Origin of the sequence: Stutzerimonas stutzeri, from assembly GCF_024448935.1 — a bacterium.
GTDB lineage: Bacteria > Pseudomonadota > Gammaproteobacteria > Pseudomonadales > Pseudomonadaceae > Stutzerimonas > Stutzerimonas stutzeri_AO.
This window is the reverse complement of sequence record NZ_JAMOIE010000062.1, coordinates 15524-29374: the sequence shown is the minus strand read 5'-3', so window position 1 is coordinate 29374 and position 13851 is coordinate 15524. Positions and strand designations below refer to the sequence as shown.

The following is a 13851-nucleotide window of genomic DNA, read 5'->3' as shown; positions in this document are numbered from 1 at the left end:
TGTGGCGCATCAGGCACAGGTAAACACCCTGTTCGATCATGTGCGCGAACGCTTCGGCGGCTTGGATCTTCTCTTCAACAATGCCGGCATCGGCATCAGCGGCAAGTTCGAGGACAGCGCTCAGGAAGACTGGAAGACGATGATCGATGCGAACCTGTACGGCGTGCTCAACTGCACGCGCGGGGCGATCAAACTCATGAGTGGCCGCGCCGGTGCAATGATCTGCTCCGTTTCCAGTGTGGGCGGGCGCTATGGAGTCGAGAACTGGTCAGTATATAGCGCTACAAAATACGCTGTGGTTGGATTTCACGATGCCCTGCGCAAGGAGCTGGGCCCTGATCGGATTCGCGTCTCGGTAATCGAACCCGGTGCCGTATGGACTGAATTTGGCCAGAATGTCAGCGAGGCGCTAGAGTCGCGACGTGAAAAGCTCGATGCATTGAGAGCCGAAGACATAGCCCAGGCCCTGGTTTATGCTTTCGCTCAGCCGGCTAATGTACTGGTCGAGGAAATCCTTTTGCGCCCTGTCCTGCAGATTTCCCCTTGAGGTGGGCCCTCGCGGGGCTACCTCATGCAGCTGAAGGTTTCACCGATTTTCGTGCTGATGGTCGCAGCCATGCCGGCACAAAAAGGCCACCCTATGCCAGCCGCCCTCATAAAAGAAATATCGTGACCACTGAGCGACGAGCATTGCTAGGACGCTGATGTTCGTAACGAGGGAGCCAGCTCGTCTCCCGCCTTCTGCGACAGTTTTTATCGTCCAGCGACAGTTCTTTATGTTTGAAACCATTAGATCGCTCGGAACCGCGCCGCTTATTCCACCGTGACGCTCTTGGCCAGGTTGCGTGGCTGGTCGACATCAGTACCGCGCAGCACGGCAACGTAGTACGACAGCAGCTGCAACGGCAGGGTGTAGAGGATCGGCGCCAGCACGTCGTGGATATGCGGCATGCTGACGATGAAGACCCCCTCGCCGTTTTCAATTCCCGCTTCGCGGTCGGCGAAGACGATCAGCTCGCCGCCACGGGCGCGCACTTCCTGCAGGTTCGACTTGAGCTTTTCCAGCAACTCGTTGTTCGGTGCCACCGTCACCACCGGCATGTCGGCGTCCACCAGTGCCAGCGGCCCATGCTTGAGTTCACCGGCGGGGTAGGCCTCGGCATGGATATAGGAAATCTCCTTGAGCTTGAGCGCACCTTCCATCGCCACCGGATATTGCGCGCCGCGGCCGAGGAACAGCGTATGGTGCTTCTCGGCGAAATGCTCGGCGATCTTCTCCACCGTGGTGTCCATGGCCAGCGCCTCGCCCAGGCGGGTTGGCAGGCGGCGCAACTCATCGATCAGCTCCGCTTCCAAGGCCGGGGCCAGCGTGCCGCGGACCTGGCCTAGCGACAGGGTCAGCAGCAACAGGCCGACCAACTGCGTGGTAAAGGCCTTGGTCGAAGCCACGCCGATTTCCGGGCCGGCCTGGGTGAGCAGGGTCAGGTCCGATTCGCGCACCAGCGAACTGATGCCGACGTTGCAGATCGCCAGGCTGGCCAGATAGCGACCTTCCTGCTCGGAGCGCGCCTTGGCGTTGCGCAACGCCGCGAGCGAATCGGCGGTCTCGCCAGATTGGGAAATGGTGACGAACAGGGTGTCGGGCTGCACCACCACCTTGCGGTAGCGAAACTCGCTGGCGACCTCGACCTGACACGGAATACAAGCCAGTTCTTCCAGCCAATAGCGAGCGACCAGGCCGGCGTGGTAGCTGGTACCACAGGCGACGATCTGCACGTTACGCACCTTGGCGAACAACTCCGCCGCCTGCGGACCGAAGGCCTGCACCAGCACCTGATGGTCACCCAATCTGCCTTCCAGGGTGCGTTGCACGACCTTGGGCTGCTCGTGAATTTCCTTGAGCATGAAGTGGCGGTACTCGCCCTTGTCCGCCGCTTCGGCGCCCTCGTGGTACTGCACGCTTTCGCGCATCACAGCCTGACCATTCACATCCCAGGTCTGCACGCTGTCACGGCGGATCTCGGCGATGTCGCCTTCTTCCAGGTACATGAAACGGTCGGTCACCTGGCGCAAGGCCAATTGATCCGACGCGAGGAAGTTCTCGCCCAGCCCCAGGCCGATTACCAGCGGGCTGCCGCTGCGAGCTGCCAGTAAGCGATCCGGCTGTTTGGCGCTGACCACCGCCAGACCATAGGCGCCATGCAGCTCCTTGACCGTCGCCTTGAGCGCCACGGTCAGGTCACCGTATTCGTCCAACTTGTGCCGCAGCAGGTGGACGATGACCTCGGTGTCGGTGTCGGAGACGAAAACGTAACCCTGCGCTTTCAACTGCTGCCGCAGCGCCTCGTGATTCTCGATGATGCCGTTGTGCACCACCGCCAGATCATCACCGGAGAAATGCGGATGGGCGTTGCGTTCACAGGGCGCGCCATGAGTGGCCCAACGGGTATGAGCGATGCCCAGGCGACCGGCAAGGGGCTGCTGCTGTTGTGCCTGCTCCAGCTCGGCAACCTTGCCGGAGCGGCGCAGGCGCTGCAGCGTGCCACTGGCATCCAGCACGGCGACACCGGCGCTGTCGTAGCCTCGGTACTCAAGCCGCTTGAGGCCTTCGAGCAGGATCGGGGTGATATTGCGTTCGGCGACGGCGCCTACGATGCCACACATGTTCAGTTCTCCGGATGGGTTTCGACAGCGGCACAGATCAGCTTGACGCCGCGGGCCTGAATGCTTGAACGCGCCTCGGCGGTGAGACGCTCGTCAGTGATGAAGGTGTGAATGTCGCCCCAGGGCAACTCCAGATTGGGGATGCGTCGGCCGATCTTGTCCGATTCGGCGAGCACGATGACTTCGCGGGCCACTTCCGCCATGACCCGCGAAAGGCCGAGCAATTCATTGAAGGTGGTGGTGCCGCGCTGCAGATCGATGCCGTCGGCGCCGATGAACAGCTGATCGAAATCATAGGAACGCAGCACCTGCTCTGCCACCTGCCCCTGGAAAGACTCGGAATGCGGATCCCAGGTGCCGCCGGTCATCAATAGCGTGGGCTCATGCTCCAGCTCACGCAACGCGTTGGCGACGCCCAGTGAATTGGTCATGACCAGCAGGCCATGCTTGTGACCGAGCTGCGGGATCATCGCGGCAGTCGTGGTGCCACTGTCGATGATGATGCGCGCATGCTCGCGGATGCAGCCGACGGCGGCTCGGGCAATGGCCTGCTTCCAGGGCGACACCGGCTGCGCGGCGTCGCCGATCAGCTCCTGCGGCAAGGGCACCGCGCCACCATAGCGCCGCAGCAGCAGACCGTTCTTCTCCAGCGCGGCCAGATCCTTGCGGATGGTCACTTCGGACGTTTCGAAACGCCTGGACAGCTCATCGACGCTGACCTCGCCCTGCTCATTAAGCCGGGCGAGTATCGCGTGGCGGCGTTGCGGCGTGTTGCGTTTCGACATACCAAAGTTTCGATTCGTAAGTTAATGGACGCGAATCAAAACACATGAGCTGAAATCTCGCAAGTTGTAAACAGCAGTCGCCCGTGCCGCGCGCTGGTGCCTTGCGCCTGAATCAGGCCGCTCGACTCAAGACTGTACTTTCGGCAGTTCTTCGAGCAGAGAGTGGAGCGCTTGTCCCACCATGAGATATCCATTGCCGGCCAGGATTTCCCGCACGGCCAGCAGATCGTAGAGCGGTTGCCATTGCACCAGACCATCGCTGCCGGGCACGCGCAGTTGCAGGGCTGGACTGGGCAGGTAGTGGCCGTTGCGCATGCGCCGCCAGAGCTTGCGGGCCGGGCGATAACTGCTGTCGACTTCGGCGCGGGCGAGAACCTGGTTGAAGTAGGTTCGCTTTCTGCGTTCCGGGCGCAACACGTTGTCCGGGAAGTGCTCGAGGTTGCGCATCAGGTAGTCGGCATAGAAGCCATAGCGCCTGCCGATGGGGAACTCCGGGGTATGGTTGAATTGCGAACCAAGTGTCTTGAGCCCGGCCAGCATGAGCTGCAGCGGCAGGTATTCGCCCTGCTGTGGGTACAGACGGACCAGCCGCCCCTCCACTTCCAGGTCCAGCGGGGTCGCCAGAGGCTCGTAGAGGTCGCCGAATGGGCCGGCGGCATAGTCGCGATCTTCGGCGGCGCGAACCAGAGCGTAGGACAAAGCACTGTGGCCGAACAGATCGCGCTGTTCGGGATCGGCGCCGCGTTCGAGCAGCGCCTCGACCAGCGGCAGGTTGCCTGCCAGGGCAGCGAGCATCAGCGGAGTGGCGTCCATCGGGGTGCGGTGGTCGACGCCGTACTGGTCGCACTGCATCAGAATGTCTTTGCAGTTCCTTTTCTGGTAGGGGCCGAGATAACGGTTGATGAGGCTTTCGCGGGCACGCTGGATGGAGCCTTGCTGGACATTGGCGAGCAGTTGCACGGCAGAGTTCCAATGCAGGTCCTCGGCCATGTGCTCGATGTGCCGTTCCAGTCGGTGCCAGAGAGCGAAATCGAGCAGTTGCTGGCGAACCTTGTTGGAGACTTCCCGAGGATCGCGGGCACGGGCGAGCATCGGCCCGGCCGCTTCCCAGTTCCACACCGGCCAGGGCACCTGGCGGGTGCGCAGGATTTCGCGGCGAATCGCCTCGGCCTGTTCCTGCTTGCCCTGCTGCTCCAGGCGGTGCGCCTCGCGTTCCCATTCCTCGTGGCTAGAACGGCTGCTGCGGATTTCCAGCTGGGCATCACCGTCGCGCACGCCGAGCAAGGCCAGCAGCGGATGGCCATGATCGCTCTCGATCAGGTAGAGGCGCTCCACCGCACGAGTCAGCGCCACGTACAGGGCATTGACGTAGAATTTCCAGATCTCCAGAGACTTGTCCTGCTTGTCACGGGCGCGACGGTAGTCCAGTTCGTCCTTGTCCAGGTCGGCGCCGGTAACGCCTTCGCAGATTTGCGCATAGGCCTGGCGCTGGTCGGAAATGAAGCGGTAGAGAATGATATTGGGGTATTCAAGCCCCTTGGCTTCGTGTACCGAGAACACCAGGGGCGTGCGAAAGTGTTTCTTCGCCTCTGCCTTATCCTCGTCACGCAATACCAGCACGGCAAAGTGGGTAGAGGCGCGAGTCCTGTTGTTCAGGTCACGCTTGACCGCGTCCTTGTCGGCCAGCAGGCGCACCTCGCCCGACTCGCTGGAAACGGACTCCACCAGATGGTTGCTTTCTCGATCGATGGAGCCGAAACGGGCATGCTTGATCTTCAACAGATCGTTGGCCACGCGGGTGACTTCGCGGGCATTGCGGTAGTTGACACGCAGCACCTGCAGGGTCTGCCGCTCGGCCAGGCCTGGGTCGCGCCAGAACAGCCCCTTGACCGCGCTCCAGGAAAAGAAGTTCGGATGGACAATCTGGTTGGAGTCGCCGCAGAGCAGGAATTGGCCGGGCTGCTTCAGGGTTCGGAGGACCAGCGCCAGCTGGGCGTTGGTCAGGTCCTGCACCTCGTCGATGACGATGAAGTCATAGGTCGGCGCGGCCAGGGCCTGCCAGCTTTGGGCGACCAGGTTGCTGTCGAACAGGCCGCTGTCCTTCAGCCAGGCCTGGTAACGCTGGAACAGCTGATGGATGGCGCTGCGCTGTTCTGGCGGGTAGATCGACTGGCGGGCCCCCAGAGCCAGGTAAGCGGCCTCGTCGAGAACGCCCTCCGGCTGACTGCCGATCACCCCTCGGAACTCCTCGAAGCACTGATGCGCATCGGTGAAGCGGTACTGCTGGCGGTGCCGTTCGAACCAGGCCTTGAACGCCTGGAAGCTCACTTCCCGGCCTTGCGGCACCCGCAGGGTTTCGAGAAATTCGCGGTAGGCAAGAAATTGCGGCTCCTGGGCGTCGTTGCGGTAACCATGACCGAAGTACAGCTCGCGGGCATTGCGCGCCAGCCACGGCGACTGGGTGACATAGAGCAGCTCGCCCTGCATCTGGCGCATCTTCTCCAGGGTCAGGGCGGTCTTGCCGGAGCCCGCCGAGCCGACCAGCACCAAAGGCGGCGGCAGGCTATAGATGGCCTGCTGGGTATCATCGAAGGAGATCACCTTGTCCAGCAGATGAAATTCGCCGCGTCCCGGATGCAGGTAGCGCACCGGTTCGGCACTGGCCTCGGCCTGCGCGGCATCGCCGTCCTCGATCAGCGCCTCGTCGATCCTGGCACCACGCAGGAAGCGGGATTTTTCGTAGGCATGCTGGGGAATGACCTCAAGGGCCAGACAGACGGTTTCCTCGCCATAGCGGACGAAGCTCAACAGCAACCGGCTGGCCTGATCGAGCTTGATGCGAAAGTACGGCAGCGGCGTCAACTTCTTCAGGTCAACGCTGCGCCAATCATCGCGCTCGATAGCGGCGATGGCCTTCTTCAGGGCGGTTTTCAGCCGGCCGGGCTCTAGCCCGGCGTAGGTCAGTACACGCATCTACAGGAATCCTTTATAACCGTTTCAGAACAGCCACCGATTGATTCATCCAGATTGCAGACCGCTGGATCCAGGAGCTGCTCGAACCATTCTAGTATTGCGTGCGGTCGGGGTGCCGCGGAGCGGCATGGCGTGGAAGATGGCCTGATCAGCGAAGTCGCCGCCATGACTTTTTCAACGCTTCTTCGCAGGACGTGTCCAACCCTGGATCAGCGCCTGCCGCGCCCGCCCCAATGCCAGCGTGGCAGCCGGTACGTCGGCAGTGATCACCGAGCCAGCGCCGGTGGTGGCGCCATCACCAAGCGTCACCGGGGCAACCAGCGAACTGTTGGAGCCGATGAACACGTCTTCGCCCATGACCGTGCGCGACTTGTTGGCGCCGTCGTAATTGCAGGTGATGGTGCCGGCGCCGATATTGGTCCGCGCACCGATATCCGCGTCGCCCAGATAGGCCAGGTGACCGGCCTTGGCACCCTCGCCGAGGCGTGCATTCTTCACCTCGACGAAGTTGCCGACGTGGGCCTTTTTGCCCAGCACCGCACCGGGACGCAAGCGCGCGAAGGGTCCGCAATCGGCACCTTCGCCCAGCTCGGCACCGTCCAGATGGCTGTTGCCCTTGACCACCGCGCCACGGCGCAGCGTGCTATTGCGAATCAGGCAATTCGGCCCGATCTCGACGTCATCCTCGATCAGGACGTTGCCTTCGAGAATCACGTTCACATCGATCATCACGTCGCGTCCGGCGGTCACCTCACCGCGCAGGTCGAAGCGGGCGGGATCGCGCAAGGTGACGCCCTGCGCCATCAGCCGGCGCGCGGCGCGCTGTTGATAATGCCGCTCGAGTTCGGCCAGTTGAATGCGATCGTTGGCGCCCTGGACTTCCATGGCATGCTGCGGTTGCTCGGTGGCGACCGTCAGGCCATCGGCCACGGCCATGGCGATCACGTCGGTCAGGTAGTACTCGCCCTGCGCGTTGCTATTGGACAGCCGTCCCAGCCAATCGCCGAGCCGCTCCCCCGGCACCGCCAGAATGCCGGTATTGCCTTCCGCGATCAGCTTCTGCTCGGCCGTGGCATCCTTGTGCTCCACGATCGCCTGAACCACGCCTTGCTCGCCGCGCAGGATCCGCCCATATCCGGTCGGGTCGTCCAGATTCACCGTAAGCAGCGCCAGTTGCTGCGAACCGACCTTTTGCAAGAGCCGCTCGAGCGTCGCGGCCTCGATCAGCGGTACGTCGCCGTAAAGAATCAGGACTCGTTCGGCCGTGAGCGCCGGCAAAGCCTGAGCCACGGCGTGTCCGGTTCCCAGTTGCTCGGCCTGGACGACGAAATTCAGATCATCCGACACCAACCTTTCACGAACCCGCTCCGCACCATGGCCAATCACTACATGGATGGCCTCCGGCCTGAGCTCGCGAGCCGTGTCTATCACGTGCCCCAGCATGGATTTTCCGGCAACCGGATGAAGGACCTTGGGCAGTGCAGAGCGCATGCGCGTGCCCTGCCCAGCAGCGAGAATGACGATATCGAGAGACATGGCAGATCCTGAACAGTCATGGGCCCTGAGGCCAACGCGAGAGGTTATTTTCAAAACGGAAAAGAAAAAAGGTAGCCAAGGCTACCCTTTTAATTACGTGCGATGAAGAAGCCGAGGGCTAACCGCCGAACTTCTTACGCATCTGCTGAATCGTCCGCAACTGCGCAGCGGCCTCGGCAAGACGCGCCGCCGCGGAACCGTAATCGAATTCAGCACCCTTCTGGTTGAGCGCTTTTTCGGCTGCCTTGAGTGCTTCCTGAGCAGACGCTTCGTCGATATCGCTGGCACGCTGCACGGTATCGGCGAGCACCTTGACCATGTTGGGCTGAACTTCCAGATAGCCGCCAGAGATGTAGAACACCTCGCTTTCGCCACCTTGCTTGGTCAGGCGAATCGGACCCGGCTTCAGGTCGGTAATCAACGGCGCGTGGCCCGGAGCAATACCGATGTCGCCGAGGTTACCATGGGCAATCACCATCTCGACCAGACCGGAAAAGATCTCGCCTTCAGCGCTGACGATATCGCAATGGACTGTCATAGCCATATCTAGCCTCACGTATCAAACGGCGAGGTTGGCCTACCGCCAGCCGCGCCGCCTGGTGAGCGCCCGTCGCCGGGCGCAGGATTACAGTTTCTTGGTTTTCTCGATGGCTTCTTCGATGCCACCAACCATGTAGAACGCTTGTTCCGGCAGGTGATCGTAGTCGCCGCTGAGGATGCCTTTGAAGCCTGCGATGGTGTCTTTCAGCGAAACGTACTTACCTGGGGAGCCCGTGAAAACTTCCGCCACGAAGAACGGCTGCGACAGGAAACGCTGAATCTTACGTGCGCGCGATACCAGCTGCTTGTCGGATTCGGACAGTTCGTCCATACCCAGAATGGCGATAATGTCCTTCAGCTCCTTATAACGCTGCAGAACATACTGAACGCCGCGAGCAGTCTCGTAGTGCTCATTGCCAATCACGTTCGGGTCGAGCTGACGCGAAGTCGAGTCAAGTGGATCCACGGCCGGGTAGATACCCAGCGAAGCAATGTCACGCGACAGAACCACAGTGGCGTCCAGGTGGGCGAAGGTGGTCGCCGGGCTCGGGTCGGTCAAGTCGTCCGCAGGTACGTATACGGCCTGAATCGAGGTGATCGAGCCACTCTTGGTCGAAGTGATACGTTCCTGCAGAACGCCCATCTCTTCCGCCAGGGTCGGCTGGTAACCTACCGCCGACGGCATACGGCCGAGCAGTGCGGATACTTCGGTACCGGCCAGGGTGTAACGGTAGATGTTGTCGACGAACAGCAGAACGTCGTTACCTTCGTCTCGGAACTTCTCGGCCATGGTCAGGCCGGTCAGGGCTACGCGCAGACGGTTTCCCGGCGGCTCGTTCATCTGGCCATAAACCAGAGCCACTTTGTCCAGAACGTTGGAATCCTTCATCTCGTGGTAGAAGTCGTTACCCTCACGAGTACGCTCACCCACACCGGCGAACACGGAATAACCGCTGTGCTCGATTGCGATGTTACGGATCAGTTCCATCATGTTTACGGTCTTGCCGACACCGGCACCACCGAACAAGCCGACTTTACCGCCCTTGGCGAACGGGCAGATCAGGTCGATAACCTTGATGCCGGTTTCCAGCAGGTCGTTGCCGCCCGCTTGTTCCGCGAAAGAAGGCGCAGGACGGTGAATGCCCCAACGTTCTTCTTCACCAATCGGACCGGCTTCATCGATCGGGTTACCGAGTACGTCCATGATCCGGCCCAGGGTCGCTTTACCAACCGGCACGGAGATGGCTGCGCCCGTATTGTTGACGTCTAGACCGCGCTTGAGACCTTCGGTCGAGCCCATCGCAATGGTGCGCACCACGCCGTCGCCCAGCTGCTGCTGGACTTCCAGAGTGGTTTCGACGCTTTGCACTTTCAAGGCGTCGTAGATATTCGGGACCTGATCACGTGGGAATTCCACGTCGATCACGGCGCCGATGATTTGAACGATACGTCCGCTACTCATAGCTGGTTCCTCTGAATATTTGAACCGTTAAACCGCGGCAGCGCCGCCGACGATTTCCGAGATCTCTTGGGTGATCGCGGCCTGACGAGCCTTGTTGTAGATCAGCTGGAGATCGCTGATCAAATCACCGGCGTTGTCAGTTGCGTTCTTCATCGCGATCATCCGGGCGGCCTGTTCAGCCGCACCGTTCTCGACCACCGCCTGGTACACCTGCGACTCCACGTAGCGCACCATCAAACCGTCGAGCAGTTCCTTGGCGTCGGGTTCGTACAGATAGTCCCAGTGATGCTTGAGCTGCTGATCCGGATCGGCCACCAGAGGAACCAACTGCTCCACTGTCGGCTGTTGCGTCATGGTATTGATAAATTTGTTCGAGACCACCGACAGACGATCGATACGACCATCGAGGTAAGCGTCCAGCATGACCTTGACGCTACCGATCAGATCATTGATCGACGGCTCCTCGCCCAGGTGGCTGATTGCCGCGACGACATTGCCACCGAAGCTGCGGAAAAACGCGGCGCCCTTGCTGCCAATGACGCAGAGATCGATCTCGACGCCTTGCTCGCGGTTCGCTGCCATATCCTTGACCAGCGCCTTGAACAGGTTGGTGTTCAAGCCACCGCACAGACCCCGGTCGCTGCTCACCACGACATAACCGACACGCTTGATTTCACGTTCGACCATGAAAGGGTGGCGATACTCCGGGTTGGCGTTGGCCAGATGACCAATCACCTGGCGGATACGCTCCGCATAAGGACGGCTGGCAGACATGCGCATTTGAGCCTTGCGCATCTTGCTGACAGCTACCTTTTCCATGGCGCTGGTGATTTTTTGCGTGCTTTTGATGCTCGCAATCTTGCTGCGAATCTCTTTTGCGCCTGCCATTTGACACCTATCGGGTTAGCAGGCGGAGGCTTTGCGACCTCCGCTGCGGCTTACCAGGTTTGGGTGGCCTTGAACTTCTCGATACCGGCTTTGAGGGCCGCGTCGATTTCGTCGTTGAAGTCACCCTTCACGTTGATCTTCGCCATCAAATCGGCGTGATCGCGGTTGAAGTAAGCAATCAGCGCTTGTTCGAAGCTGCCAATCTTGGCGATTTCGATGTCCTGCAGGAAGCCACGCTCGGCCGAGTACAGGGACAGCGACATGTCGGCGATGGACATAGGCGCATATTGCTTCTGCTTCATCAGCTCGGTGACGCGTTGACCATGCTCGAGCTGCTTACGGGTCGCTTCGTCCAGGTCAGAGGCGAACTGGGCGAACGCCGCCAGTTCACGGTACTGAGCCAGAGCGGTACGGATACCACCGGACAGCTTCTTGATGATCTTGGTTTGAGCGGCACCACCGACGCGGGAAACCGACACACCGGCATTCACGGCCGGGCGAATGCCCGAGTTGAACATCGCCGACTCCAGGAAGATCTGACCATCCGTGATGGAAATCACGTTGGTCGGAACGAACGCCGAAACGTCGCCAGCCTGTGTTTCGATGATCGGCAACGCCGTAAGCGAACCGGTCTTGCCGGTCACGGCACCGTTGGTGAACTTCTCGACATACTCTTCGGAAACGCGCGATGCACGTTCCAGCAGACGGCTGTGGAGATAGAACACGTCGCCCGGATAGGCTTCGCGTCCTGGCGGACGACGCAGCAACAGCGAAATCTGGCGGTAAGCCACTGCTTGCTTGGACAGATCGTCATAAACGATAAGGGCATCTTCGCCACGATCACGGAAGTACTCGCCCATGGTGCAGCCAGCATATGGCGCAATGAACTGCAGCGCGGCAGACTCAGAGGCACTCGCGGCAACAATGATGGTATTGGCCAGAGCACCGTTCTGCTCGAGCTTGCGCACCACGTTGGCAATGGTCGATTGCTTCTGTCCGATGGCAACGTACACACAGAAAATACCGCTGTCTTTCTGGTTGATGATCGCGTCGATCGCCAGAGCCGTCTTACCGATCTGACGGTCGCCAATGATCAGCTCGCGTTGACCGCGGCCAACCGGGATCATGGCGTCAACCGCCTTGTAACCGGTTTGCACCGGCTGATCGACCGACTTACGCCAGATCACGCCCGGCGCAACCTTTTCCACGGCGTCGGTAGCGACGTTGTTGAGCGGGCCCTTGCCGTCAACCGGATTGCCCAGCGCATCGACGACGCGACCGAGCAGCTCAGGACCCACCGGAACTTCGAGGATGCGACCGGTGCATTTGGCGCTCATGCCTTCGGCAAGCGTCTGGTATGCGCCCAGAACCACGGCACCGACAGAGTCGCGCTCAAGGTTCATGGCCATACCGTAGACGCCGTCCGGGAATTCGATCATCTCGCCATACATGACATCGGCCAGACCATGAATTCGCACGATGCCGTCCGACACGCTGACGACGGTGCCTTCGTTGCGGGCTTGGGAGGCGATATCGAGTTTTTCGATACGCCCCTTGATGATTTCACTTATTTCGGAAGGATTGAGTTGCTGCATTGCTCTGCTGCCCCTTCAAACTCAAGATTTCAATGCTTCGGCCAGTTTCGCGAGCTTGCCGCGGACTGAGCCATCGATAACCAGGTCGCCGGCGCGGATCAATACGCCACCCAAAAGGGAGGCATCTTCCGCGGCATGCAGGCGCACTTCCCGGCCGAGCCGTGCACTGAGAACCTTGGCGAGTTTGTCTTGCTGTTCGTTGCTCAACGCGAAAGCACTGGTCACATCCACGTCAACCGTTTTTTCCTGCTCGGCCTTGTACAGCTCGAACAGTTCGGAGACTTCCGGCAACAACGGCAAACGGTCATTGGCGGACAACACATGAATGAAATTGCGTGCCTGGGCATCGAGCTTTTCACCACACACCTCGACGAAGGTGGTGGCCTTGTCGTCTCTCGTCATACGCGGGGCCTTGAGCACGCGCTGCATGGTGTCGTCTTGCGACACCGCAGCAGCCAGACCAAGCATGGCTGACCATTCGGCCAGTTGCTGATGGACCTGTGCGTACTCGAAGGCAGCCTTGGCGTAAGGTCGGGCCAGCGTGGTCAGTTCTGCCATGATCGCGCCCTCGCTTAAATTTCGGCTGCCAGTTTGGAAACCAGCTCCGCATGCGCGTTCTGATCGATGGATGCGCCCAGGATCTTCTCGGCACCGCTGACGGCCAGGCTACCCAATTGGGCGCGCAGCGCGTCTTTGACGCTGTTGATTTCCTGTTCGATCTCGGCCTGAGCCTGAATCTTGATCCGCTCACCCTCGACACGGGCCTGATCGCGAGCTTCGTCGACGATCTGGTTAGCGCGCTTCTTGGCTTGCTCGATGATTTCAGCCGCTTGCGCCTTGGTTTCGCGCAGTTGCTGGCTCGCTTTGTCCTGAGCCAACTCCAGATCACGAGCACCGCGACTGGCAGCTTCCAGGCCGTCAGCGATCTTCTTCTGGCGTTCCCGCAGAGCTGTTATGACCGGAGGCCATACGAACTTCATGCAGAACAGCACAAAAATGAAGAACGCAACGGACTGGCCAATCAGGGTTGCATTAATGTTCACGCCAACACCTCGCTCGTTCGTTGTCCGTCAAACCATCCATTCGATAACCCGAATGGATCAGCCTGCCAATTGACCAACGAAGGGGTTCGCGAAAGTGAAGAACAGCGCAATACCTACACCGATCATGGTCACCGCATCGAGCAGGCCGGCGACGATGAACATTTTTACCTGCAGCATCGGCACCATTTCCGGCTGACGTGCGGCACCTTCCAGGAATTTGCCGCCCAGCAGGCCGAAGCCGATTGCAGTACCCAGGGCACCCAGGCCGATCAGCAGAGCTACAGCGATAGCAGTCAGTCCAACTACAGTTTCCATTTTTCCTCCGACTTTATGTCGTATTGGTTAAGGGTTTAGGTAAAGCGAAT

12 protein-coding genes are annotated in these 13851 nt (G+C 60.3%); 1 reads left to right on the top strand and 11 read right to left on the bottom strand.

The features are described from left to right. Window positions 1-547: SDR family oxidoreductase (locus NA637_RS16870; protein WP_256073464.1), on the top strand; the 547-nt coding region annotated here is incomplete at its 5' end. Between the two features lie 266 nt (window positions 548-813). On the opposite strand, the gene glmS is transcribed toward NA637_RS16870, so the two are convergent. The 11 genes from glmS to atpE form a co-directional block, all read right to left on the bottom strand. Beyond that, window positions 814-2664 carry a glutamine--fructose-6-phosphate transaminase (isomerizing) gene (gene glmS, locus NA637_RS16865; protein WP_256073463.1) on the bottom strand — a complete coding sequence of 617 codons (1851 nt, stop codon included), beginning with the start codon at window positions 2662-2664 and terminating at the stop codon, window positions 814-816. A gap of 2 nt (window positions 2665-2666) precedes the next feature. Further along, complete coding sequence (locus tag NA637_RS16860) at window positions 2667-3449, bottom strand: DeoR/GlpR family DNA-binding transcription regulator (protein ID WP_256073462.1); 783 nt, start codon at window positions 3447-3449, stop codon at window positions 2667-2669. Window positions 3450-3575: 126 nt separating this feature from the next. Beyond that, on the bottom strand, window positions 3576-6422 hold the full coding sequence (locus tag NA637_RS16855; protein WP_256073461.1) for a UvrD-helicase domain-containing protein: 2847 nt from the start codon (window positions 6420-6422) through the stop codon (window positions 3576-3578). 174 nt (window positions 6423-6596) lie between these two features. Beyond that, window positions 6597-7958: a bifunctional UDP-N-acetylglucosamine diphosphorylase/glucosamine-1-phosphate N-acetyltransferase GlmU gene (glmU, locus tag NA637_RS16850; RefSeq protein WP_256073460.1), complete on the bottom strand. Its 1362-nt coding sequence runs from the start codon at window positions 7956-7958 to the stop codon at window positions 6597-6599. A gap of 118 nt (window positions 7959-8076) precedes the next feature. Further along, the gene (locus tag NA637_RS16845) at window positions 8077-8502 is read right to left on the bottom strand and encodes a F0F1 ATP synthase subunit epsilon (RefSeq protein WP_256073458.1); all 426 of its coding nucleotides are present in this window, start codon (window positions 8500-8502) and stop codon (window positions 8077-8079) included. A gap of 81 nt (window positions 8503-8583) precedes the next feature. Then, on the bottom strand, window positions 8584-9960 hold the full coding sequence (gene atpD, locus NA637_RS16840) for a F0F1 ATP synthase subunit beta (RefSeq protein WP_256073457.1): 1377 nt from the start codon (window positions 9958-9960) through the stop codon (window positions 8584-8586). Between the two features lie 27 nt (window positions 9961-9987). Continuing rightward, window positions 9988-10848 (bottom strand): F0F1 ATP synthase subunit gamma, encoded by an 861-nt coding sequence (gene atpG / locus NA637_RS16835; RefSeq protein ID WP_256073456.1) that lies wholly within the window; start codon window positions 10846-10848, stop codon window positions 9988-9990. A 50-nt stretch (window positions 10849-10898) separates the two neighbouring features. Next, complete coding sequence (gene atpA, locus NA637_RS16830) at window positions 10899-12443, bottom strand: F0F1 ATP synthase subunit alpha (RefSeq protein WP_256073455.1); 1545 nt, start codon at window positions 12441-12443, stop codon at window positions 10899-10901. 21 nt (window positions 12444-12464) lie between these two features. Then, window positions 12465-13001 (bottom strand): F0F1 ATP synthase subunit delta, encoded by a 537-nt coding sequence (locus NA637_RS16825; protein WP_256073454.1) that lies wholly within the window; start codon window positions 12999-13001, stop codon window positions 12465-12467. A 14-nt stretch (window positions 13002-13015) separates the two neighbouring features. After that, on the bottom strand, window positions 13016-13486 hold the full coding sequence (locus NA637_RS16820) for a F0F1 ATP synthase subunit B (RefSeq protein ID WP_256073453.1): 471 nt from the start codon (window positions 13484-13486) through the stop codon (window positions 13016-13018). A gap of 57 nt (window positions 13487-13543) precedes the next feature. Next, window positions 13544-13801: a F0F1 ATP synthase subunit C gene (gene atpE / locus NA637_RS16815; RefSeq protein ID WP_002555987.1), complete on the bottom strand. Its 258-nt coding sequence runs from the start codon at window positions 13799-13801 to the stop codon at window positions 13544-13546. Between the last annotated feature and the right edge of the window lie 50 nt (window positions 13802-13851).